Origin of the sequence: Enterobacter sp. kpr-6 (assembly GCF_900116015.1) — a bacterium.
GTDB lineage: Bacteria > Pseudomonadota > Gammaproteobacteria > Enterobacterales > Enterobacteriaceae > Enterobacter_D.
The window spans coordinates 474,633-498,117 of the sequence record NZ_FOYH01000002.1 but is presented as its reverse complement, the minus strand read 5'-3'; the positions used below and the strand labels follow the sequence as shown (position 1 = coordinate 498,117).

Below are 23,485 nucleotides of genomic sequence, written 5' to 3'. Positions count from 1 at the left end.
GGCTGTTTGGTTAAAACTTCATCAAGGTATACACCTTTTTTCGCGTCTGCCAATCCTGCTTAGCGGTTAAACGCCTCGACTTTTTCAAACGCCGCACGCAGCGTCTGCGGGGTTAACTCCACCGCCAGATAGTGAATGGACTCCACCGGACGCAGGGTGTGGGCGATGACGCTATCCAGCTCCGCCGTGTTGTGAATATCCACGTCGAGGGCTGCCAGCGTCGTCGGCAGATTAAAGCGCTGATAAGCGGCGATCAGTTGCGCCAGCACGTCATCCTGACCGAGCAGGGCGCTTTGCACCAGAATGCCGTAGGCCACTTTGGTGCCGTGGAGGAATTTGTCGGTCTGCGGCAGCACGGTTAATCCGTTGTGCACCGCGTGTGCCGCTGCGACGCGGGTATAGCGCTCGCCTAAGCCTCCGACCATGCCGCCACCGGCGATGATTGCATCCACCACATCGCGGAACGCCTGGGTCAGTTCGCCCCGCGCCTGATCTGCCAGTGCCGCTTCGCTGCTTTCTAACAGCACATCGCGGATCGCCAGCGCGCCGTTAATCCCGAGACGCACGGTCAGCGGCAGGGTTTCCGGGGCCGGGGCCAGCACCACCGCTTCGTACCACTTCGCCAGCGTGTCACCGATGCCCGCCAGCAGGTATTCCGCCGGAGCGTTAAGAATGATGTCCGGCTCGACCAGCACGAGGAAGTTGGCGTCGTCAAAAATTTCAAAATGCAGCGCCTGGCCCGCATCGTTGTACCAGACCGACAGCGGCGTCCAGGCCGCGCAGGTGGCGGCAATGGTCGGCACGGCCACCACCGGCAGGCCTAAACGCCGCGCCACCGCTTTAACCGTGTCGAGCAGCGCGCCGCCGCCCAGACCAATCACCACGCTGCGATCGTGACCTGCCTGCGCCACCAGTTCCGCCACGTCATGCTCGCTGCAATGACCTTTGAACAGAAGGTGTCTTGCGCCGGGCGCATGGAAGCTCTCCGGCAGATAAGGGGTAGCGGCGGCAATGGCGCGCTCACCGTAGATCCACACCGCGCGGGAAAGCTGTTCCGGGGTGTAAAAATCGTGCAGTCGCGCCAGGCTGCCGCTGTGGGAGTAATAGTTGGCGGGGCCGGGTACGACGCGAATATCAGTGTTGCTCATGTGGGTGTCCTTGTGCGTGATCGCTAACTCAATGTTATGGCTAGACATCTGGATGGCTAATAACATTTAGCTTTATCTTATGCCTTTTCCGTAGTTGTCAGCCAGCCGGGGCTGTGAAAAATTCGTTAAATCAATCTATTAATCTCAGGAACTCCCCGGCTTATGAGCGTCAATCACCTCGACATGCGCGCCATCACGCTGGCCTTTGCCGGTTTTAAGGCGCTGTCGCATGTCGATTTCACCCTCAGGGGCGGCACGGTTCACGCGCTGACGGGCGCAAACGGCGCGGGCAAATCCACCCTGATGGCGGTGCTGTGCGGGACTCACGATCATTACGAAGGTGAGATCGCCATTAATCATCAGGTGGTGTCGATCCGCACGCCGCGCGATGCCAAACAGCTGGGTATTCATCTGGTGCAGCAGGAAGTGGACGTGGCGCTGATCCCAGGCCTGACCATTGCCGAAAACATCATGCTCGATAAGCTCGCGGAGCCCGGTCATGCGTACCGCTGGAAGGCTGTGCGCCAGCAGGCGCGCGCGGCGCTGGCGCAACTGGACGTTGAGCTTGATGTTAAGCGCTCCATTGATAGCTGCACGCTTGCTGAAAAACAGCAAATTCTGCTCGCCCGCGCGCTGTCGCACCACTGCCGTTTTCTGATCCTCGATGAGCCCACCGCGCCGCTCGACCAGCATGAAAGTGAGCGCCTGTTCACCGTGGTCCGACGCCTGCAACAGCAGGGGATTGGCATCGTCTTTATCTCGCACCGCATTCACGAACTGAAAGCCATCTGCGACACCTTAACCGTGCTGCGCGACGGCAAACTGATTGAATCCGGGCCCATGGACAACCTGAGCGGCGAGGAAATCGTTGAGAAGATGCTCGGGCATGAACTGGGCGACATCTTCCCGCCAAAACGCACCCGCCACAGCGACGAAACGCTGCTGCGCATTGAAGGGCTGCACGACGACGGACTGCTGAAAGATATCTCCCTGCATCTGCGCAAAGGCGAAATTCTCGGCATTGCCGGGCTGGCGGGCGCGGGCAAAACGGAACTCTGCAAGGCGCTGTTTGGCGCAAGTAAAAGCGTGGTGACGCGCGGCGAGCTGAACAGCCAGCCGTGGCGACCGCGCGATCCGGCAGACTCGGTGCTGCGCGGTCTGGCGCTGGTGCCGGAGGAGCGGCGCAAAGAGGGCATTTTTATTGACGAGCCGGTGAGCATGAATCTGGCGGTCAGCGCCGATAACAGCTTCTCCCGCTTCGGACTCTTCGGCCATCGCAAAGCCTGGCGCTGGGCGCAGGAAGTGATCGCCCGCGTCGGCGTGCGCACCTCCGGTCCCGGACAAACGCTGCGCCGCCTCTCCGGTGGCAACCAGCAAAAAGTGGCGATAGGCAAATGGCTGCGCGGCGACGCCCGGGTGCTGATTTTTGATGAGCCGACCAAAGGCGTGGACGTCAAAGCGAAAACCGATCTGTTCCAGCTTATTGATGGCCTCGCGCAGGAAGGCAAGGGCGTGATCTACGCCTCCGGCGAATTTGCCGAACTGGTCGGCCTGTGCGACCGCATCTGCGTGTTGTGGGACGGCAAAATCGTTGCGGAAATCGCAGGCGCTGAGGCCCGTGAAGAGACATTACTTTATTATTCGACCGGAGGAACGGCGTCGTGAGCAAGGCCCTTTCAGTAAAAGCGGCGGCATCGGGCCGTCAGCAATTTTTCGATTTTCTCTATAAATGGGGCATGTTGCTCACCGTTGTGCTGCTGATCGCCATTTTTGGCCTCGCCTCGGACAACTTCCTCGACCCGTTTAACATCATCAATATTTTGCGCTCCATCGCCATCGTGACGGTGATTGCTATTGGCGTCTCTATCTCGCTGACCGTCGGCGGCTTTGATCTCTCGGTAGGTTCAACCGCGTCGCTGGCCAATGCGCTGGTGATTTCGCTCTTCGTCTGGCACGGCTTTGGCACCACCGAAGCGATTCTGGTGACGCTGGCGCTCTGCACCCTGGTCGGGCTGTTTAATGCCTTTCTGATCGTCATTCTGCGTATCCCGGACATGCTCGCCACCCTCGGCAGCCTGTTTGTGATTCAGGGCGTGGCGATGACGTACAGCTACGGCGGCTCCATCACCCAGAACATGCTGCTGCCAAGCGGCGAGATGGCGGAAGGGCTGATCCCGGAAGGCTTCGCGCTGCTCGGCCAGGTGCCGACCATCGTGATCATCATGCTGGTGGTGACGGTGCTGGCGCAGCTTGCCCTGTCGCTCACCACCCACGGTCGCCGGATGTACGCCATTGGCGGTAACCCGGAAGCCGCGCGTCTCTCCGGTATCCGCACCACCCGTTACAAAGTGGCGGCCTATGTGATCGCCTCGTTGCTGGCGGGCCTGGGCGGGATTTTGCTCGCCTCACGCATCGGCTCCTCGCAGGTGAACGCGGGCGGCGGCTATCTGATGGACGCGGTGGCGGCGGCGTGGATCGGCTTTTCGCTCGCCGGGTCCGGCAAACCGAATGCGCTCGGTACGCTGGTCGGCGCGGTCATTCTCGGCGTGCTGTCGAACGGGCTGGTGATGCTGTCGGTACCGTATTACGCCATGGACATTATTAAGGGGCTGGTGCTGGCCGGTGCTCTTGCGCTTACCTATTTCCAGCGTCGTTAAATCATTCTTCAGGGGAAAAACAGATGAAAAAATTCGCACTCTCTTTGCTGGCGCTGGGCCTGTTAAGCGCTGTTCCGGGCCATGCCGCCACGCCTGCGCCGGTTCCGGCGGCGATTGCCGATCATCAGGTTCGCATTGCGGTGATCCGCAATTTAGGATCGGACGATAACACCACCCAGTTTGTTTCCGGCGCGGTGTCCGAAGGCAAAAAGCTCGGCTTTAAAGTCAGCACCTTTTTAAGTAATGGCGACGACGCGAAGTTTCAGGACTTTGTGAACCAGGCGATCAGCCAGAAATATGACGGCATTATTCTCTCCCAGGGCCGCGATCCGTACTCCACAGAACTGATTAAAAAAGCGGTGGACGCGGGCATTAAGGTTTCGGTGTTTGATACCGCCGTGAACGGCGAGATCCCAGGCGTGACCGTCACCCAGCAGGATGACGCCTCGCTGACAAATCTCTCTTTTGGCGAACTGGTGAAGGATTTCAACGGCAAGGCCAACATCATCAAACTGTGGGTAGCGGGCTTCCCGCCGATGGAACGTCGCCAGGCGGCCTACCAGACGCTGCTGAAACAGAATCCGGGCATCAAAGAGCTGGAGTCCATTGGCGCGGTGTCATCGGACGTGCAGGGCGACACGGCGAACAAAGTCGGCGCGGTGCTGGCGAAATACCCGAAAGGGCAGATCGACGCGATCTGGGGCACCTGGGATGCGTTCAGCCAGGGCGCGTATAAAGCGCTGAAAGAGAATGGCCGTACTGAGATCAAACTCTACAGCATCGACATTTCTAACCAGGATTTGCAGTTGATGCGCGAATCGGGCAGCCCGTGGAAAGTGAGCGTGGCGGTCGATCCGAAGCTGATTGGCGCAACCAACGTGCGCCTTATTGCCAATAAGATCGCCGGTGAAACCACCCCTGCGACCTATGACTTCAAAGCCGCCACCATTCCGCAGGCGCTGCTGGCAAGCCAGCCGGGCAATGTGAACGTCGCCGCGCTGGGCAAAATCATTCCGGGCTGGGGCCAGACCGAAGATTTTATCGCCCCGTGGTTTGCGACGCTGGAAGCAAAAAATAAATAAGGGCTTACCCTCACCCCGGCCCTCTCCCTGAGGGAGAGGGAGAAAGGCGGGTCTGTGCACAATCTGTCCCCTCTCCCTGAGGGCGAGTTTATGCATAATCTGTCCCCTCTCCCTCAGGGAGAGGGTTAGGGTGAGGGTGCAGTCGAGGTAAAAAAAATGGCTTTCGAATTACCCACCCCCGAATACAGCCGCAACATGCGGCTGATCGGCCATTCTGACCAGGGCGGTCGCCCGGACGGGGTGCAATTAATGGTGCACCGCGGCTTTGCGTACATCGGTCATATGGTGTCGCAGGGCTTTTCAATTGTGGATGTGCGCGACGGAAGAAACCCGAAACCGGCAGGCTACGTGCCCGCGCCGCCGGGGACCTGGAACGTGCATTTGCAGGCGCATGACGATCTGCTGCTGGTGATAAACGCAAGGGATCTGTTCGCCGATGCGCGTTTCGCGGATGAAAAGGTTTACTACACCCGCTCCGTGGGCGACACGGTGAGTGACGTGCAGGACAAAGGCTGGAGCGCCGGGCTACGGGTATTTGATATTTCAACCCCCGACAAACCGCGCGAAATCGGCTTTTTATCCCTCGACGGGATTGGCATTCACCGCATCTGGTACGTCGGCGGGCGCTGGGCGTATGTATCGGCGCTGATTGACGGCTTTACCGATTACATTTTCCTGACCATCGATATGAGCAATCCGCGTAAACCGGAAGTCGCCGGACGCTGGTGGTTGCCGGGCATGAATCAGGCGGCAGGCGAAACGCAAAGCTGGCCGGAAGGCAAACGCTACGCGCTGCATCACGCGATTATCGCAGGCGACACCGCTTACGGAAGCTGGCGCGACGGCGGACTGACACTGCTGGACGTGAAGGATCGCACCCAGCCGAAACTTATCAGCCATCGCAACTGGAGCCCGCCGTTTGGCGGCGGTACGCACACCGCGCTGCCGCTCCCGGACCGGGATCTGCTGGTGGTGCTCGACGAGGCGGTGCTCGACAATCAGGAAGATGGCGAGAAGCTGATCTGGCTGTTTGATATCCGCGAGCCGTCGAACCCGGTGAGTATTTCTACTTTCCCGCAGCCGGACGAGCGGGATTACGTGGCAAAAGGGGCGCACTTCGGCCCGCACAACCTGCACGAAAACCGGCCGGGGAGTTTTGTCAGCTCGACGCTGATTTTTGCGACGTACCAGAACGCAGGCGTGCGCGCGTATGACATTTCAAACCCGTACCGCCCGGTGGAAACTGGCGCGCTGGTGCCCGCCGCACCGGCGAAGATGATGGACACAAGGCCAGGCCGCCCGCAGGTGATCCAGTCGTGTGATGTGTTTGTTGATGCGCAGGGGATGATTTACAGCACGGATTATAACGGTGGGTTGTCGGTGATTGAGTATTTGGGGTGAAACCACCCTCACCCTAACCCTCTCCCTGAGGGAGAGGGGACAGATTGTGCACAAACTCGCCCTCAGGGAGAGGGGGCTAAAACCTCCCTCTCCCCTGGGGAGAGGGCCGGGGTGAGGGGAAACCAGACCACAATTAGCCGTACTGCCGTACCCGCGCGATAAACTCCTCCGCACTGTGGATCCGTGGCGCAATCACGATCAGCGCTTTACCCAGCGTAATCGCGTGGCGCAGGCAGTCGTGGCGCATGTCGTCATCGCGGATGGTGTCGATATCCGCCACGTGCGACAGGCCCACGCTTCTGCGGATCAGTTCGCTGCCGCAGAAGCCGACCGCATCGGTCCAGACTTTTTGTAAAAACTGCGAGGCGTAGCCCGGCGTGCTGAGCGCGCTATCGCGGGTTTTTTCCACCGCCAGCGCCTGGAAGCGTTCGGCAAAGGTGTTCCACAGTTCCTGAATATCGGTCAGGCGCTGCTCGCGGGCGCTGGCGGCATCGCGGATACCCAGATGCCCCGGCAGACCGCAGTAGTTCAGTAACAGGTTGCCGATGGCGGTGCCGATATCAAACCCTATCGGGCCGACATAACCAAATTCGGCGTCAATCGCCTTCAGGCTGCCGTCGGCAACAAAAATCGAGCCGCTGTGAATATCGCCGTGCAGCAGCGCCTCGGCGTGGGAGAAGAACGTGTGCTTAAGCGAGGCCACCGCCAGCTTGAGCTGGGCGTCATCGCGCAGGGCGGCGACATCGGCTTCAAGCGCCGCCGGATAATTATTGCGCTCGTGGATCTGGTACGGATCGTTAAAGAACAGATCTTCGGTGATCTCGCACATTTCCGGGTTGATAAACTGCGCCACCTGCGCCTTTTTCTGGTGCGGATGCAGGTAAAAATCGCTGGTGTGAAACAGCGTCTGCGCGAGGTATTCCCCTAACTGGCGGGCCGCCTGCGGGTAATAGCGGTTCGCGATTAATTCGCCGCGCCAGATGCGGTGATCGGAGAGATCTTCCATCACCATCACCGCCAGTTCCGGGTCGAAATGCAGGATTTGCACCGTGTGCTGCGGGCTGTGTTTGAAATGCTCGACCAGCGTTTGCGCCTCAAGGCGGGCGCGATCGAGCGTCAAAGGCCAGGATTCGCCCACGCAGCGCACGTAGGGCAGCGCCTGTTTGACGATAATGCGGCTGACGCCCTGGGTGTCGAAAATCTTAAACACCAAATTGAGATTGCCGTCGCCGACCTCCTGCGCAGAAACGAGTTCGGACGGGTTATCCAGACCGCCAAATTGTTGTGCATACGCGACTGCATCGTCCGCGTTGAAGGTTCGGTATTGCGACATTGCCGTTATCCTCATTATTCTGGTTATAAAGCCATTCAGACGTCTATACATCTGGATTTCATCCTGACACAATAAGCTACAACAACGCAACAGGGATTTAACGATATGCAGCCATTACAGACCACCAGCCTGCGCGTCAGGGAAAATCAATTATTTATTCTCGATCAGCAGGCGCTGCCGCAGGAGAAAAACTGGCTTCCGGCGAACAGCGTAGAGGATCTGGTGGGGCATATTCACGCCCTCAGGGTGCGCGGTGCGCCGCTGATCGGCCTGTCGGCCAGCCTGCTGCTGGCGCTGCTCGCCGGGCGGGGAGTAGCGCGTGATGAACTGAGCACCGCGCTGGAAACGCTGCGCGCGTCACGTCCAACGGCGGTCAACCTGATGAATAACCTCGACCGGATGAAGCTGGCGTTAGCACAGGCGGATTTTGTGCATGCGCTGGAAGCGGAAGCCGGGCGGCTGATTGATGAAGATAAGCGGCTGTGTGATGACATCGCCCGCGCCGGGAGTGCGCTGGTGACGCCGGGCAGCCGTTTGCTGACACACTGCAACACCGGCGGGCTGGCAACGGCAGGCGTGGGTACGGCGCTGGGGGTGATTGCCCGCGCGCACCAGGAAGGCAAGGTGGCGAACGTATGGGTCGATGAGACGCGTCCGCTGTTGCAGGGCGGACGTTTAACCGCCTGGGAACTGGGCGAGCTGAGCGTGCCGTATCAGCTTATTACCGATTCGATGGCGGCAAGCCTGATGGCGAAAGGGCAGGTGGACGCGGTATGGGTCGGCGCGGATCGCATTGCGGCAAACGGCGATGTGGCGAATAAAATCGGCACCTATTCGCTGGCGGTGCTGGCGAAATTCCACAACATTCCGTTTTACGTGGCGGCCCCGCATACCACGCTGGATCCGGACTGTCCGAACGGCGAGGCGATCCCTATCGAGCAGCGCGACGCCCGCGAAGTGACCGGCGTGGCCGGAAGTTTTGGTGCTGTGCAATGGGCACCGGACGCGGCACGTGTGTATAACCCGGCGTTTGATGTGACGCCCGCGGAGCTGATTACCGGGTGGGTGCTGGATACGGGGGTGGTGAGGTTTCCGTTGGGTTGAGTTTTGGTAAATCACCCTCACCCTGACCCTCTCCCTGAGGGAGAGGGGACGAAAATCACCCTCACCCTGACCCTCTCCCTGAGGGAGAGGGGACGAAAACCTCCCTCTCCCCTGGGGAGAGGGCCGGGGTGAGGGGAAGAGGAACCTACGCCAGTCGCGGATACGCATCCGCAATCGCATCACCGGTAAACTGCGCCACCCAGCCTTCGGGATTATCAAAAATCCGGATCGCGGTAAAATTCGGCTCCGATCCCATATCAAACCAGTGCGGGGTTCCGGCGGGGACGGAGATCAGGTCGTTTTTCTCGCACAGGACCTGATACACCTCGTCGCCGATGTGCAGGCAAAACAGCCCGGCACCTTCGACAAAAAAGCGTACTTCGTCTTCGCCGTGGGTGTGTTCGTTGAGAAATTTTGCGCGCAGGGCGTCTTTTTGCGGATTGTCGGCACGCAGGCTGATCACATCCCAGCTCTGGTAGCCTTTCTCAGCCACCAGTTTATCAATGGCCCCCTGATAGGCCTCAATCACCGTTTCAGACGACGGGTTTTCGCCCAGATCGCGGTCGGCCTGCCAGCGCTCAAAGCGCACGCCTTTCGCGTTCAGTTGCTGCTGGATCTCGTGGGCGTCGGTGCTCTGCCACGTCGGCTGGCTGGCATCGGTGGCGGAAAAAATCGTCAGTGCGCTCATGAAGGGATCTGCTCCGGGTCAATTATGTCAAAACGGGAAACCTGGTGATGATGGCTGGCGGCATCGTCATCACCGCGAATTAACTGGATGGTGCGTAAACCGGCCTGTTCAGCCGCGTCCAGTTCCTGATGAATGTCCGACAGAAACAGGATCTGCGCCGGGGCGAGGCCCAGTTGCGCGGCGATAGTCTGGTATGACTGCACCTCGCGCTTGGCCCCGATATGGGTATCAAAATAGCCGCTGAACAGATGAGTAATATCACCTTCGTCGCTGTAGCCAAATAACAGTTTTTGCGCGGCAACGGAGCCGGAGGAATATACATACAGATCAATGCCTTTCGCTTTCCATTTTTCCAGCGAAGGCAGGACATCCGGGTAGAGATGGCCGGTAAAATCGCCATTCACATAGCCGTCGCGCCAGATGATCCCCTGCAACGCTTTCAGCGCCGTGGATTTGCGATCCTCATCCATAAAGGTAAACAGCGTCTGCGTCAGTTGCGCGGCGGTGGCGTCCGGCTGGCCGATTTCGGCCCGCAGATTGTCGAGGATGGTGTTCACCGGATCGGCGTACTGTTGCGCGGTGATGAAGGCGGCCAGCCGCTCACGCGCATACGGGAACAGGACGTTGTGCACAAAGCGAATATCGCTGGTGGTGCCTTCAATATCGGTAACTATCGCGCGGATCATTCTCTCTCCAGCAGTCGTAAACGCATTTCGCAGTCAAATAAAAATTCCAGACCTTCGAGGTGACGGCGGGCTTCTGCCACGCTGCGTCCCCAGCAGGTTAAACCATGACCGCGCAACAGAAAACCATATTTCAGGTTCACGGGATCGGTGTCGGCGATGCGACGGGCGAGGGCGTCGATATCCTGGTCATTATCGAACAGGGCGACCGGCACCGTATCCAGATGCGACGTCTGCCCGCTGAGGGATTTTTGCATCTCGTAGCCGTGCAGGTTCAGCAGCGCAGATTTTTCAATGCGCGACAGCACGGTGGCGTTCACGGTGTGTACATGCAGCACGGCGTTCGCCTCAGGAAACAGGCGGTAAATCAGCGTGTGCAGGCCGGTTTCCGCCGACGGTTTGCGTCCGGACGGTGCGATGTTGGTGTCGATATCCACTAACAGGAAATCCGCAGGGGTGAGGGTGCCTTTGTCTTTACCGGATTCGCTCAGCCAGCAGCGGTTTGCGTCTTCCCGCACGGACATATTGCCGCCCGTCGCCGGGGCCCAGCCTTTTGCACCAATCCAGTGGCAGGCGTCAACGAGAGCGGTCAGTTGCAGGTTGTCTGTCATTGTTATGTCCTGTGCGGATATCGTTATTGTTTAGACGTCTAAGCGTCTTGATTGCCAAATACTAACATCGTGTTATAGTGGCAGCAACATCAGTATTACAATCAGGCCTGCATTCATGAGCGACAACACACTGATCCCACAAAGTAAACTTCCCGCCCTTGGCACCACGATTTTCACCCGGATGAGCGCGCTGGCGCAGGAGTACCAGGCGATTAATCTTTCCCAGGGATTCCCGGATTTTGACGGCCCGCGCTATTTACAGGAACGTCTGGCGCACCATGTGGCGGCGGGCGCAAATCAGTACGCGCCGATGACCGGTGTGGCGGCGCTGCGTGAGGCGATTGCCGATAAAACCGACGCGCTGTATGGCTACAAGCCCGATGCCAACAGTGAGGTCACCGTTACGGCAGGGGCAACCGAAGCGCTGTACGCGGCGATCACCGCGCTGGTGCGCGCGGGCGATGAAGTGATCTGCTTTGATCCGAGCTACGACAGCTACGCGCCTGCGGTGGAACTCTCCGGCGGCGTGCTCAAACGCATTGCCCTGCAACCGCCGCATTTTGCGGTGGACTGGCAGGCGTTCGCGGCGCTGTTAAGTGACAAAACCCGGCTGGTGATCCTCAACACGCCGCATAACCCGTCGGCTACGGTATGGACGAAAGCTGATTATGCCGCGCTGTGGCAGGCCATTGCGGAGCGGGAAATCTACGTCATCAGCGATGAAGTGTATGAACATATCTGTTTTGCCAAAGACGGCCATGCCAGCGTGCTGGCGCATCCGCAGTTGCGGGGCCGCGCGGTGGCGGTGTCGTCGTTTGGCAAAACCTATCATATGACCGGCTGGAAAGTGGGCTACTGCGTGGCTCCGGCGGCCATCAGCGCGGAACTGCGCAAGGTGCATCAGTATCTGACCTTTTCGGTCAACACCCCGGCGCAACTGGCGCTGGCGGATATGCTGCGCGCATCGCCTGAGCATTATCAGGAACTTCCGGCGTTTTATCAGCAAAAGCGCGACGTGCTGATAAACGCGCTCGCCGACAGCCGCCTTGAGATTTTACCCTGCGAAGGCACCTACTTTTTGCTGGCCGATTACAGCGCGATCTCCGATCTGGATGACGTCAGCTTTTGCGAGTGGCTGACCAGAGAAGCGGGCGTTGCCGCTATTCCGCTCTCGGTGTTTTGTGCCGATCCGTTCCCGCATAAGCTGATTCGCCTGTGCTTTGCGAAGCAGACCGCCACGCTGCTGGCAGCGGCAGAACGCCTGTGTAAACTCTGATTATTTCACCGTCCATGCGCGGGAAAATCGACGGTCTGCGAACAGTTCCAGCAGGCCGTTGATTTGCTTTAAGCGCAGCACTTCATCGCTGTCCATCCCCAGTTCTTTACTGATGCGCTCATCTTTCCAGCCCAGTTGCGCCAGTTCGCGGACAATCTCTGACATATCATGAATTTTATGCCGTCCCCGCGCCCGGTTGTGACGAACGGTGGAGGCCATCCGGTCTGCACGGGTCTGGTTTCCGCTACGGATGCAGGTGACGGGCAGATAGCCTTTTAGCTGTTTTTTCAGCGCCGGTTTCTCTTTGCCCAGTTCGTGACGGTGAAAGCCGTCGATGATCTCAAAGTGATTTTCCCGATGCTGCATCACCACGACAGGCTGCGTGAAGCCGTCAGCTTCCAGCGATTTCAGCAGCAGGCGTTTCTCAGGCGGCGCAACGTTATTGGGGTTGTAGTCGTTGCCGTCGATGCACTCCTGTTTCACCCACAGCACGCAGTCAACAGGCTGCTCCTTAAACGGGCTAAGCTCGTGCAACGCCAGGCGAAACGCATTGATAGCATCAATACGATTCTCCTCAGGTATGGATTCTAAATAGGCTTTCATCTCAGAAATCAGTCGTTGTCGCATAAGATCCCCCACTCTTTTCGTTTTTCCGCCATGCGTTCGCTGTAGCGTTTGTAATTACCAGGTTTGTTAGGACTAAAAGAAAGCGCGCGGCACCAGTAGTCATTGTTAAGCAGAACTTTACAGATGCGCCGCCACGACGGGATATCTTTGTAGCCAATATCACCGTCCTGGGTATCGGGGATCTCAAACCCTTTTTTACGGTACCAGTTGATGTAAACGGCGATTTTGTTCTTGTAATGACTGGCGGTGGGGGCGGGCATACTGTAAAGCAGCAGGCTGGTGTAGGATTGCCAGCTATGGCCGTCGGGCTTGCTGATTTTGCGGTGACCATAAAAGGTATTGTCTTTTCCGGCATACACCCCGCCGCTGCAAACCCCGCTGACGCGCTCGCACATTGCGGCCCAGCGTTCAGGCTCCAGCACATGATAAAGCCACAATCCCTGGCGCTGCTCCGGGCCAAACGGCTCGCAAATGCGCATATAGCGCAGGGGAACGCCCGCCTGGTACATCAGGTTGTAGAGCGGGTTGTAGCGTTCGCCCGACTTCGCAAACCATGTCCAGACGTCGGCCGTTTTCCAGTCATAAATCGGGTACACATACCAGCTATGACCGCGCGCTGCCACGGAGGTCCAGGGTTTGTCATCGGCAAAGCGCTGTTTACGCCCGGAGGCGATGGCGTTAAAGCGGTTGATGGATTCGTCGGCGCGGATACCAATCATCACGGTGGCCGGGCGATGATTGGCAAACCAGTCGGCAAAACAGTGGACAAAGGTTTCGAAGGTCATTGCCGGCTGGTAAAAGGGGAAATAAGCGGGGTCGGTGATGGCATGGGCAGGCGGCTTGCGTACCCAGGGTTTGCCCGGCTGCCAGCACTGCCATTCCGGTTCGTACTGGGAGAGGGCGTTTTGCGTGGTGAGCGGCAGGGCTATCCAGTAAAAATCCTCAATCACATCCTGGTAAAGCGCCCGCATACTTTCGACATGTTCAATAGTGCAGGAAAATTGCGCCTCCCAGTCAATAAATAACACCGAGATCTTTCTTTTTCGCTGCCGCGCTATTTGCGCCACCAGATGCAACATTACCGTTGAATCTTTCCCGCCAGAAAATGAAACACAAATACGTGGCAGCGTGTCGAACGTCCAGTTAATGCGGTCCAGGGTGGCCTCATAGACATTTTGCTGCAACTCAATTTTAAGCATTGACATAAAAATCAATTCCCAATTAGGGCAGGTGCACTGTTCGGGCGACAATAATGCAGTAAAAAATGGTGCAGGTGAATGTTTATTTTCCCTTAATGATTAAAGTTAAATGAACAGTTATTACCGGGGATTTTCTATTAATAAATTTTATGAATTAATAAGGCCACGCCTTTTTAACCCGGGTGGCCTTATTATTTATTTCATCAATGCGATGAATCAAAGCTGTCAATGAACTGTGAAAAAACACTGCCTCTGAGGGCGGCCCGGTTATACAACATGTAATAGTCAATATTAGGTAAAGGCGCGCCAATATTGATCTGTTTAAGCTGCAAAATATCTTTCATGAAAAGATAACTAGACTGCGACACCACGCCGACCAGATCGGTCTGGCTAATCATGCTGAGGATAGAGAGCATGGAGTCGCTGCGAAAAACAATGTTCCGCTGTGGAAGCCGCGCCTCGATAGCCGCCTGCAACTCTTTGGTGGCGCTGTTGGGGCTGTTATAAAAGGTAAAGCCTTCTTCCAGCACCTTGTCCGTGGTGGTGGCTTCGTCCAGACGGGGGTGCTGCTTACGGCAGACCAGCACCAGCGGCTCGCTTTTCAGCGGGCGGCAGATAATGGAGTGGTTGTGGACGGGGAACAGCGAGATGATCAGATCGGCTTTACGATAATTCAGCAGGTCTTCCGCCGTATCCGGCGCGATTAACATATTATGGTGTTCAACGGTGTAAGCGGCTTTATCCTGAAGGGTGTTAATGAGCGTGGTCAGGCCGTTGGAAATTAAGACCTTAGGGCTGTAAACAATGAAATTCTTTTTCAGGTCAGCCCGGTTCATGATGTTAATCGTTTGTTCAAGCTGATTAAGATTTTCTTCCAGATGGCTGTGCAGATTAATACCCACGGTCGTCGGCGTTACGCCTTTGCCGGAGCGCACAAAAAGCGGATCGTTGAGCTGAGCGTGTAAGCGTTGTAATGACTGGCTTACCGCCGAAGGCGTAATAAATAACGTTTCGGCTGCCTTGCTGATACTTTGATGCTGATAAATGCTCTCAAAAATGATCAGCAGGTTAAGATCGAACTTTTTAAGGTCATAGAGGTTAGCCATTTTGTCATCCTGATTTATTGACTATGAATAAGGAATACAACCCATATTCCATTGATGAAAATTATGTCTTATTACAATCCATTGTCATCGGCATGCTTAAATACGGTTGTATCAAAACTAAATGTATCACGAAAAAAAATATTTGAAAGCGGGATAATAAAATAAGCTCACGCGCCCGAAAATGGGCAGGCATTATGCCCACCCGTGAATAAGTTTATTCCCCCATGATTACCTTCAACTTTTCTTCATCGGGCAGGCCCACAACCTGTTGCAGAATATTTTCCTTATTCATGTAGTAGATGGCGGGCGTCGCGTTTGCCCCGAGATCGTCCATTAACTTTTGATGGGCGTTGAGCGCCTTCATGGTTGGCTCAGGGATCGCTTTCGGCAGCGTCAGCGGCAGTTTTCCGGCGGACTGCTCATAGTCGTGCCAGGTTTTCGCCGCATCTTTTGATGTCATGATTGCCGCAGCGGTTGCCGGGCTTTCGGGTTTGATCACGCCCACTAATAGCGTGCGTAACTGCACTTTTCCGCTGTCGACCCACGGGCGCGCCTGCTGCCAGAACTGTTTGCAGTACGGGCAGAAAGGATCGGCGAACACGTACACCACGCGCGGGGCGTCCTGTTTGCCATCGAGGATCCACTGCGCTTTTTCCATTTGCTGCCACAGTTCACGTCCGGCAGGGGCATAGATGTCCTGCTGGATCAGCTTTTCACTGAGATTGGTGCCCGCTTCGTCATACATATAGCCCGATATCGCATGTTTACCGTCCGGCGTAAGGTAAATGGTGACGCCCATGTCCTGATATTTACCCAGATACCCCTTCATTCCACCCGGCGCATCGAAGGATTTGATGATAGTAATTCCCTGTTTCTCAATGGCTTTTACCGGTGCGGGCAGATCTTCAGCCTGGGCAAAAAAGGGCAGCAGAGTCAGTAACAACGCGCGTTTAAGCATGGTAATTCCTTGTATTTAATAGGGATGTTTTCTGGTAAGGTGAAACTTATCACAGCCATAGGTCAGACCTTACACTACGCGCGTTGTTGTTTAAACGTGGGGATGTTCTAATCGCCTGCGTTTGAAGTTTTCGGTTTTGGCCAGCAGCTTGAAGTATGACGGGTATAGATATCGCTTATTGATTTGATAACGTAAACGCATTAGCCGGGCTCGCTAAAATTCGTTAACTTACATCCCATCGAAACCACGGAGAAAGTATCAATGTCTTTAATCAACACTAAAATCAAACCTTTCAAAAACCAGGCGTTCAAAAACGGTGAATTTGTAGAAGTTACTGAGAAAGATACTGAAGGCCGCTGGAGCGTGTTCTTCTTCTATCCGGCTGACTTCACTTTCGTTTGCCCGACCGAACTGGGTGACGTGGCAGACCATCATGACGAGTTCCAGAAACTGGGCGTGGACATCTACTCTGTGTCTACCGATACTCACTTTACTCACAAAGCATGGCACAGCAGCTCTGAAACCATCGCTAAAATCAAATACGCGATGATCGGCGACCCGACTGGTGCCCTGACCCGTAACTTCGAAGTTATGCGTGAAGATGAAGGCCTGGCTGACCGTGGTACCTTCATCGTTGACCCGCAGGGCATCATCCAGGCTGTTGAAGTCACCGCTGAAGGCATTGGCCGCGACGCATCTGACCTGCTGCGTAAAGTGAAAGCGGCTCAGTACGTTGCTTCTCACCCAGGCGAAGTGTGCCCGGCTAAATGGAAAGAAGGCGACGCGACTCTGGCTCCGTCTCTGGACCTGGTTGGCAAAATCTAAAATTCACGGCGTCTTTCGCGCTACAGGTGCGTTGACTGCGCTTAATCACCCCGGTCACTTACTTATGTAAGCTCCCGGGGATTCATAAGCTTGCCGCCTTCCTGTAACACGAAATACTTGCGAATTAATCCTTAAGCGGGTGCGCCGCACCCGCTTTTTCAACACCATGATTCAAGTTGCATTCAGGCAGCCCAAATAAGGCAGCTTGCATGATGATGTTTTTTAGCAGGAGATGAAAATGCTCGACACAAATATGAAAACACAGCTTAAGGCTTATCTTGAGCGCCTGACTAAGCCTGTTGAGCTGATTGCCACGCTGGATGACAGCGCTAAATCGGCAGAAATCAAGGAACTGCTGGCGGAAATCGCCGAACTGTCTGACAAAGTCTCTTTCAAAGAAGACAACACGCTGGCCGTGCGCAAGCCATCATTTGTTATTACCAATCCGGGTTCAGTACAGGGACCGCGCTTTGCCGGCTCTCCGCTGGGCCATGAATTCACCTCGCTGGTGTTGGCGCTGCTGTGGACCGGCGGTCATCCGTCGAAAGAAGCACAGTCGCTGCTTGAGCAGATCCGCGATATCGACGGCGATTTTGAATTCGAAACTTATTACTCGCTGACCTGTCACAACTGCCCGGACGTGGTGCAGGCGCTGAACTTAATGGCGGTACTGAACCCGCGTATTAAGCACACCGCGATTGACGGTGGCGCATTCCAGAACGAAATCACCGACCGTAACATCATGGGTGTTCCGGCGGTCTTTATGAACGGTAAAGAGTTCGGTCAGGGCCGTATGACGCTGACTGAAATCGTGGCGAAGGTGGACACCGGCGCAGAAAAACGTGCGGCGGAAGAGCTGAACAAACGCGATGCATATGACGTGCTGATCGTCGGCTCCGGCCCGGCGGGTGCGGCGGCGGCAGTGTACTCTGCCCGTAAAGGCATCCGTACCGGCCTGATGGGTGAGCGTTTCGGTGGCCAGGTGCTCGACACCGTGGATATCGAAAACTACATCTCTGTGCCGAAAACCGAAGGTCAGAAACTGGCGGGCGCATTAAAAGCGCACGTGGATGATTACGATGTGGATGTCATTGACACCCAAAGCGCGACGCGTCTGACTCCGGCGGAAGTGGAAGGTGGCCTGCATCAGATCGAAACCGCGTCCGGTGCCGTGCTGAAAGCACGCAGCATCATCATTGCGACCGGTGCGAAATGGCGCAACATGAACGTGCCGGGTGAAGAACAGTACCGCACCAAAGGTGTAACCTACTGCCCGCACTGCGACGGCCCGCTGTTTAAAGGCAAGCGCGTGGCGGTGATCGGCGGCGGCAACTCCGGCGTGGAAGCGGCAATCGATCTGGCAGGAATTGTAGAGCACGTTACGCTGCTGGAATTTGCGCCAGAGATGAAAGCGGACCAGGTATTGCAGAATAAAGTACGCAGCCTGCCAAACGTGGACATCATCCTGAATGCGCAGACCACCGAAGTGAAAGGTGACGGCACGAAACTGACGGGCCTTGAGTACCGTGACCGCGTGAGCGGCGACGTGCACCACCTGGCGCTGGCGGGGATCTTCGTACAGATTGGTCTGCTGCCGAACACCAACTGGCTGGAAGGCGCGATTGAACGTAACCGCATGGGTGAAATCATCATCGACGCGAAATGCGAAACCAGCGTGAAGGGCGTATTCGCCGCAGGCGACTGCACCACCGTGCCGTACAAGCAGATTATTATCGCCACTGGCGAAGGGGCAAAAGCGTCACTGAGCGCCTTTGACCACCTGATCCGCACCACCGTATAAAAAAAGAAAGTCAGACATACCTGCAAGCAAGCCAGTCAGTGTCATCACTGACTGGCTTTTTTATTGATACTTACTGCTGCTTCTCCCGAACAGCCTTACCACTCGCCGTAAGGGTAGGTTTTGTCTTTGATGAAGTCTTTTGTTGTCTGGCTATAGTCATAGCCTTGTTTATGGTTGGATATGTTTTTACAAACACGCAGTTCGCTGCCTGACAGCGTGACGAGTTTCTCCGGCTGGACAGGGAGATTGTCAATTCTCTTTAACGTTTGCAGCCAGACGCGTACTTTTCCCTCCGGGGCCAGCCCGAACAGCATGGTGTCGTACCAGGCCGTATCACCGGATATATCCACTCCCGCGGGGGCGTGCATTCTGTCGCGCGTGGCCTGCGAAAAGGTGATGTGCGTCTCGTAGGTTTTTTTATCAATGATCGAATCCCAGCAGAAAATGATAGCCAGCGGGGGATGGCGGGCTTTGTTGAATTGCGTGTAACGTGACACTCGTTGAAACCACTTCCCGATGCTGGAAGGATTAGATTGCACGCTGTCGAGGGTACGAAACGTGTAATGGACCTGTTTCTCATCCAGCAGGGTGACGAAATTCACGCTCGCCGGAAGGGCTTTGGGAGTAAAAAAAGCAAACCCCCACTCTCCGTAGGGCATGGCACCGGTTTCTTCCGGGGGCATGGGTTTGCCGGCGTGACAGGCGGTCAGCATAAAAAGTGAGAGCAGTGAAAGCCGGGTCAGGTATTTCATGTGTTTTTTCCGTCCATGTTATAAACAGTGCGCCGCCAGTTTTCATCCGGGCGGTTGATAAAGCCGAGCGTTTCGCTCGCCCACGCTCCGCCGTAAATTTCTCCGCTCTCTTTAATCTCTACCGCGTTCCAGTTGGCGGAGCAGTGGATGTAATCTCTGGCGATGGTATCCATTTCAGCAGGTAAAAAAGGCGCATAAATTCTTCCTGCACGCACCGCTTTCCCCTGTGCCAGCGCCTTCTGGTAAAACGGCATCAACTCAGCGGGGAGCTTTACGTCATCATTTTTCTCAACTTCAGTAAATATCACGCCCGCCTCCTGTGCCGCTGCCATCATCACCCGCAGTACCACGTTCGCCCAGCCGTTTCTAACGATCCGCTTTTGCAGGGTCAGGGCGGCGAAGCTGCGCTTCTGCATCTGTCCGTTGCGGTCAGAAGGCACCGTGTGCTGACTCCAGGTACTGACGTTAACGGGATGGGTGCGGAGCAGTGGCGCAACGGCGGGCAGGGCGGCAAGCACGGTTTTTTGCGCCAGCGCACGCTGACAGACATCTGTCTGTGTCTCCGGTTGGCCATCCGGCACCGTTTCCCCCTGCGGACGGGTGAGAAACACGCTCTCGCGCATCACCGGCAGGTAGCCACCGCCGATGTCTGAGTGGGCACCGGGCAGCGCCAGTTCTGGCCACGCCGGGCGCACGCTGTTGAGCGCAAAGTTAAAGCGGCATTCATTGAGCGCAGTGATATGAAACACTTTTTCCGCCACGCCGGGGCGAAGGGTGATATTAACGATTCCGGTATCAGCGCTATGCGGGTTAAGGCCGTTTACCGGGGTGCCGATGGCAGCCACCGTATCCATAATGCCGATAAAGCGGGTTTTCCCGGCCGGTGCGCCGGTGTAGGTGAACCGGGCCAGCCCCTCACGGATCGCAGCGATAATTAACGGGTCTGCATTCTGAATGCGATTGGCGAAATGACGGGCGGCAGCAGCGCCCCGGCTGAAGCCGAAGATATCGAATTGGACAGCTTTAACCGTCACTTTATCCGGGATTTTTATAAGTAAAGATTTGATAGCCTCGGCAATTTTACTCACTGCCTTGTCCGTCTTCGCAATCACTCCGGTATCCGAAATGCCCAGTCCCTGACCGAGCAGGCTGTCAGGTTTACCGTCCTCCGTACCAATCCCTTCAATGTAAATCCCCTGCTGAACAAACCCTTTTTCTGGTGGGAGATCCGTGTCATACAGCGTACTGAGCCAGTGAATGTTGGTGTAGTACCCCAGATAGCTGGTGGCTTCGCTATCCGTCATTCCCATTTCTTCAGCGGTTTTTTCAAGGATACTGGCCGCATCCGGATTGGAAATCTGATAATGCTTCGCCTTAAACACCTCCAGCATATTCTGCGTATTAATGGCGTTATTCCCCGTGCCATCAAAGAACACACCGAGGACCAGGGTAATTTCGCGTTTGGGTTCCGGCGGTGGCGGCGCGATATATGCAGCCTGCTGAACAGGAAAAAGCCGGTTGTAATTATCGGGAAATACCAGATAGCTGTTTTCCGTTCCGGCAATAAGATGCTGGCAAAGAATATAATCATAGCTGACGATGATATATTCATTGGGAATATCATCTGCGAAGGTTGTCCATGTATGGTTTATTAGCGCACCACGTAATTCGATGCGGTAATATTTTTCCATGCGGCCAAAAGGATTAATCCGGTAAAAATCAAAATCCAGTTTCAGCGGTTCATTATCGTTAATCGCCTGCATCAGCAGGGGGCTGCTTTTGTCGATCATCTTGCAGAACTGCAAACCCTGATGATGCGCCTGCTGGCCCGTGCTGGTCATGCTCTGGGCGAGGCTCAGACACATGATTTCATTCTCGTGCCCGAGTTGCCAGCGGTTGCCGATGGAGGCTTCGGTACCACACCCCGCGGAGATATTTCCCTGCCGCTCTCCATTAATGCGTAAGTAAACAATATGGCTCATACGTCAGAATCCTTTCCGTTAATGAAATATTTTGCGTCAGGGATAATAAAGAAAATCCGGGGGTGTCGATTTATTTGAAATCATAGTAAATGCAGAAATAAAAATGGCCGCCCCAATAATAAGAGGCGGCCATGTAATAAATTAATCAGCATAAAACTTTATTTTACCGCACCACCAGCACCGGAATATGAGCATGGCGCACCACGCCTGAGGCGTTCGATCCAAGCAAATGGGTCGTAATGGAAGGGTTGCGGGAGCCAATCACAATCACATCTGCGTCGAGTTCCGTTGCGAGTTCATTCACCACATCGCGCACGCTGCCAATGCGGACGTGTGTTTTTATGCGCGACGCCGGAAGTGAAAAATGACCGATCATAGTGTTAAGCCGACTTTCAGCTTCATGCTGGAGATGCTCTTCAAAGCGGCGCACATCGGCCGCAAAGCGATGCAAACTGAGGTTGGCCGAGCCGGGTAATACATGAAGCAGATGAATGATACCGTCGTTTTGCGCCAGAAACTCGGCGTGACGTATCGCCTTGTCGCTGAGTTCCATTTCGAAAACATCAACCGGCATAATGAGCGTGTTATACATGCGTGCTTCTCCCTGTGGATTAACTGCCTCCATTCAACCACAACGCAGGTACGGTTTTTGTAAGCCAGATGGCAAAAAACGGAAAGAGGATGCAGGACGCATCCTCTGCAAGACAAAGCGCGGGGCTTTATTCAGAGAGTTAGCGTGTAAAATCACCCGCGGCTTCAGGCTGGTAGAGGACCTCCAGCACTTCGAGGTGAGTGGTGGTTCCGCCGGGCAATTCCCAAAGAATGGTATCGCCCGCGCGCAGTCCCAGCAGCGCTGCACCCACCGGGGCGAGTACCGACAGTTGCTGGCTGCTGTCGGTCATGTCCGCCGGGTAAACCAGCGTGCGTACGCGGATCTCGTTGCTGCTCAGATCGCGGAATTTTACTTCGCTGTTCATCGTCACCACATCGCGCGGCATCGCCTCAGGGGCACACATCTGCGCGCGATCCAGTTCCGCGTTTAACGCATCGGCCACCGGCAGGCTGGCGTACGGCTCCCGCTCCAGCAGGCTGTCAATGCGTTCAGCATCACGTTCGTTAATGATAATAGCGGGTCTGGACATCTCTTACTCCATGTTAATCCAAAAGAAAAACCCTCACCGCCAGGCGGCAAGGGTTTAGCTCTCCCGATGATACTGAGACTTCCCGGCAAGTTGTAGTGATATTGCTCACAACGGACGATTATCAGTGCATTCCCCTAAGCCTATCAGATGAAATTTGTGTGAAAAACGTGATAGCTGGTGGATATGAATTATGCTTTTTATGCATCCCTTTGGGGTTATGACTGAACGCATTTTCGTCACAGGAGAACGCATGAGCCAGTACGACAAATTGACACTGAAAGATGGCAGCTATCTGCATTTCAAAGACTGGGGCAGCGGGCAGCCCATTGTTTTCAGCCATGGCTGGCCGTTAACCGCTGATGCTTTTGAAGATCAAATGTTGTATCTGGCGACCAACGGTTATCGCGTCATTGCGCACGACCGCCGTGGACACGGGCGTTCAGCGCAACCCTGGGACGGGCACAATATGGATCAATACGCCGACGATCTGGCTGAACTCACCGCACATCTCAATTTACGGGATGCGGTGCACGTCGGGCACTCCACCGGCGGCGGTGAAGTGGCGCGCTACATCGGTCGCCACGGTACGGATCGGGTCGCCAAAGCGGTGCTGATTGGCGCGGTGACGCCGATTATGGTGAAAACCGATTTTAACCCCAACGGCGTGCCGATGGAGGTCTTCGACGGTATTCGTGCGGGCGTGCTCAACGATCGTGCGGCGTTTTTCTATGAGTTAACGGCCGCCTTTTACGGCTATAACCGCCCGGACGCTAAAGAGTCCAAAGCGGTGCGCGAAAGTTTCGTCGAGCAGGGGTTACAGGGCTCAATCAAAGCGCTGTATGACTGTGTCCAGGCCTTCTCCGAAACTGACCTGCGTGAAGATCTGAAAAAAATGACCATCCCGACGCTGGTGATCCATGGCGATGACGATCAGATCGTACCGTTCGAAACCTGCGGCAAAGTGGCGGCAGAAATCCTGCCGGACGCCCGCCTCAAGGTCTATGAAGGCGGTTCGCACGGGATTTGCACCACCCACAAGCACCAGATCAGCGACGATCTGCTCGCCTTTATCCGCGCCTGATTTATGCAGATTATCCTGTGCTCATCCTC

General features: G+C 55.8%; 22 protein-coding genes. 9 read left to right on the top strand and 13 right to left on the bottom strand.

Annotated features, from left to right (window positions below):
* Nucleotides 1–59 precede the first annotated feature (59 nt).
* Nucleotides 60–1,148: an oxidoreductase gene (locus BM373_RS07060; RefSeq protein ID WP_090460723.1), complete on the bottom strand. Its 1,089-nt coding sequence runs from the start codon at nucleotides 1,146–1,148 to the stop codon at nucleotides 60–62.
* A gap of 162 nt (nucleotides 1,149–1,310) precedes the next feature.
* Between BM373_RS07060 and BM373_RS07055 the strand changes: the two genes are divergently transcribed.
* The 4 genes from BM373_RS07055 to BM373_RS07040 all read left to right on the top strand — a co-directional run bounded on the left by BM373_RS07055 (nucleotide 1,311) and on the right by BM373_RS07040 (nucleotide 6,288).
* Nucleotides 1,311–2,813 (top strand): sugar ABC transporter ATP-binding protein, encoded by a 1,503-nt coding sequence (locus BM373_RS07055; protein WP_090460722.1) that lies wholly within the window; start codon nucleotides 1,311–1,313, stop codon nucleotides 2,811–2,813.
* A complete protein-coding gene (locus BM373_RS07050; protein ID WP_090460721.1) occupies nucleotides 2,810–3,805 on the top strand; it encodes an ABC transporter permease in 996 nt (331 codons plus the stop codon). Before BM373_RS07055 ends, BM373_RS07050 begins: the two co-directional genes overlap by 4 nt.
* A gap of 23 nt (nucleotides 3,806–3,828) precedes the next feature.
* Nucleotides 3,829–4,887, top strand: coding sequence for a sugar ABC transporter substrate-binding protein (locus tag BM373_RS07045; RefSeq protein WP_090460720.1), 1,059 nt, complete (start codon nucleotides 3,829–3,831; stop codon nucleotides 4,885–4,887).
* Nucleotides 4,888–5,043: 156 nt separating this feature from the next.
* Entirely contained in the window at nucleotides 5,044–6,288 is a 1,245-nt protein-coding gene (locus BM373_RS07040) for an LVIVD repeat-containing protein (protein ID WP_090460719.1), read from the top strand.
* Nucleotides 6,289–6,421: 133 nt separating this feature from the next.
* Here the strand turns inward: BM373_RS07040 and mtnK are convergent, their stop codons facing one another.
* Nucleotides 6,422–7,621, bottom strand: coding sequence for an S-methyl-5-thioribose kinase (gene mtnK, locus BM373_RS07035; RefSeq protein ID WP_090460718.1), 1,200 nt, complete (start codon nucleotides 7,619–7,621; stop codon nucleotides 6,422–6,424).
* Between the two features lie 105 nt (nucleotides 7,622–7,726).
* Here mtnK and mtnA point away from each other — a divergent pair, with 105 nt between their 5' ends.
* Entirely contained in the window at nucleotides 7,727–8,725 is a 999-nt protein-coding gene (gene mtnA / locus BM373_RS07030; RefSeq protein ID WP_090460717.1) for an S-methyl-5-thioribose-1-phosphate isomerase, read from the top strand.
* A 145-nt stretch (nucleotides 8,726–8,870) separates the two neighbouring features.
* On the opposite strand, the gene BM373_RS07025 is transcribed toward mtnA, so the two are convergent.
* Genes BM373_RS07025 through BM373_RS07015 form a run of 3 tightly spaced genes read right to left on the bottom strand, consistent with a single transcriptional unit; the run spans nucleotide 8,871 to nucleotide 10,707 of the window.
* Nucleotides 8,871–9,413, bottom strand: coding sequence for a 1,2-dihydroxy-3-keto-5-methylthiopentene dioxygenase (locus BM373_RS07025; protein ID WP_090460716.1), 543 nt, complete (start codon nucleotides 9,411–9,413; stop codon nucleotides 8,871–8,873).
* Nucleotides 9,410–10,099, bottom strand: a complete 690-nt coding sequence (gene mtnC, locus BM373_RS07020; RefSeq protein ID WP_090460715.1) for an acireductone synthase — start codon at nucleotides 10,097–10,099, stop codon at nucleotides 9,410–9,412. Before mtnC ends, BM373_RS07025 begins: the two co-directional genes overlap by 4 nt.
* Nucleotides 10,096–10,707, bottom strand: coding sequence for a methylthioribulose 1-phosphate dehydratase (locus BM373_RS07015; protein ID WP_090460714.1), 612 nt, complete (start codon nucleotides 10,705–10,707; stop codon nucleotides 10,096–10,098). Before BM373_RS07015 ends, mtnC begins: the two co-directional genes overlap by 4 nt.
* 115 nt (nucleotides 10,708–10,822) lie before the next feature.
* On the opposite strand from BM373_RS07015, the gene BM373_RS07010 reads away from it, so the two are divergent.
* Nucleotides 10,823–11,983 carry a pyridoxal phosphate-dependent aminotransferase gene (locus BM373_RS07010; RefSeq protein ID WP_090460713.1) on the top strand — a complete coding sequence of 387 codons (1,161 nt, stop codon included), beginning with the start codon at nucleotides 10,823–10,825 and terminating at the stop codon, nucleotides 11,981–11,983.
* Here the strand turns inward: BM373_RS07010 and BM373_RS07005 are convergent, their stop codons facing one another.
* The 4 genes from BM373_RS07005 to dsbG all read right to left on the bottom strand — a co-directional run bounded on the left by BM373_RS07005 (nucleotide 11,984) and on the right by dsbG (nucleotide 15,873).
* The gene (locus BM373_RS07005; protein ID WP_090460712.1) at nucleotides 11,984–12,610 is read right to left on the bottom strand and encodes an IbrB-like domain-containing protein; all 627 of its coding nucleotides are present in this window, start codon (nucleotides 12,608–12,610) and stop codon (nucleotides 11,984–11,986) included.
* Complete coding sequence (locus BM373_RS07000; RefSeq protein WP_090460711.1) at nucleotides 12,595–13,815, bottom strand: phosphoadenosine phosphosulfate reductase; 1,221 nt, start codon at nucleotides 13,813–13,815, stop codon at nucleotides 12,595–12,597. The genes BM373_RS07005 and BM373_RS07000 overlap by 16 nt, the downstream gene beginning before the upstream one ends.
* 197 nt (nucleotides 13,816–14,012) lie before the next feature.
* On the bottom strand, nucleotides 14,013–14,915 hold the full coding sequence (locus BM373_RS06995) for a DNA-binding transcriptional repressor CitR (RefSeq protein ID WP_090460710.1): 903 nt from the start codon (nucleotides 14,913–14,915) through the stop codon (nucleotides 14,013–14,015).
* Nucleotides 14,916–15,129: 214 nt separating this feature from the next.
* Complete coding sequence (dsbG, locus tag BM373_RS06990; RefSeq protein ID WP_090460709.1) at nucleotides 15,130–15,873, bottom strand: thiol:disulfide interchange protein DsbG; 744 nt, start codon at nucleotides 15,871–15,873, stop codon at nucleotides 15,130–15,132.
* A gap of 261 nt (nucleotides 15,874–16,134) precedes the next feature.
* On the opposite strand from dsbG, the gene ahpC reads away from it, so the two are divergent.
* Together ahpC and ahpF are read left to right on the top strand one after the other, a co-directional pair.
* Complete coding sequence (gene ahpC / locus BM373_RS06985; protein ID WP_090460708.1) at nucleotides 16,135–16,698, top strand: alkyl hydroperoxide reductase subunit C; 564 nt, start codon at nucleotides 16,135–16,137, stop codon at nucleotides 16,696–16,698.
* A 238-nt stretch (nucleotides 16,699–16,936) separates the two neighbouring features.
* Nucleotides 16,937–18,499 (top strand): alkyl hydroperoxide reductase subunit F, encoded by a 1,563-nt coding sequence (gene ahpF, locus BM373_RS06980; RefSeq protein WP_090460707.1) that lies wholly within the window; start codon nucleotides 16,937–16,939, stop codon nucleotides 18,497–18,499.
* 95 nt (nucleotides 18,500–18,594) lie between these two features.
* On the opposite strand, the gene BM373_RS06975 is transcribed toward ahpF, so the two are convergent.
* The 4 genes from BM373_RS06975 to rnk all read right to left on the bottom strand — a co-directional run bounded on the left by BM373_RS06975 (nucleotide 18,595) and on the right by rnk (nucleotide 22,375).
* A complete protein-coding gene (locus BM373_RS06975) occupies nucleotides 18,595–19,251 on the bottom strand; it encodes a DUF2931 family protein (protein ID WP_090460706.1) in 657 nt (218 codons plus the stop codon).
* Entirely contained in the window at nucleotides 19,248–21,233 is a 1,986-nt protein-coding gene (gene tssD / locus BM373_RS06970; RefSeq protein ID WP_090460705.1) for a type VI secretion system tube protein TssD, read from the bottom strand. Before tssD ends, BM373_RS06975 begins: the two co-directional genes overlap by 4 nt.
* Nucleotides 21,234–21,396: 163 nt before the next feature.
* Nucleotides 21,397–21,825, bottom strand: coding sequence for a universal stress protein UspG (gene uspG / locus BM373_RS06965; protein ID WP_090460704.1), 429 nt, complete (start codon nucleotides 21,823–21,825; stop codon nucleotides 21,397–21,399).
* Nucleotides 21,826–21,964: 139 nt separating this feature from the next.
* Entirely contained in the window at nucleotides 21,965–22,375 is a 411-nt protein-coding gene (gene rnk / locus BM373_RS06960) for a nucleoside diphosphate kinase regulator (RefSeq protein WP_090460703.1), read from the bottom strand.
* A 250-nt stretch (nucleotides 22,376–22,625) separates the two neighbouring features.
* Between rnk and BM373_RS06955 the strand changes: the two genes are divergently transcribed.
* A complete protein-coding gene (locus BM373_RS06955) occupies nucleotides 22,626–23,456 on the top strand; it encodes an alpha/beta fold hydrolase (RefSeq protein WP_090460702.1) in 831 nt (276 codons plus the stop codon).
* The last annotated feature ends 29 nt before the right edge of the window (nucleotides 23,457–23,485 follow it).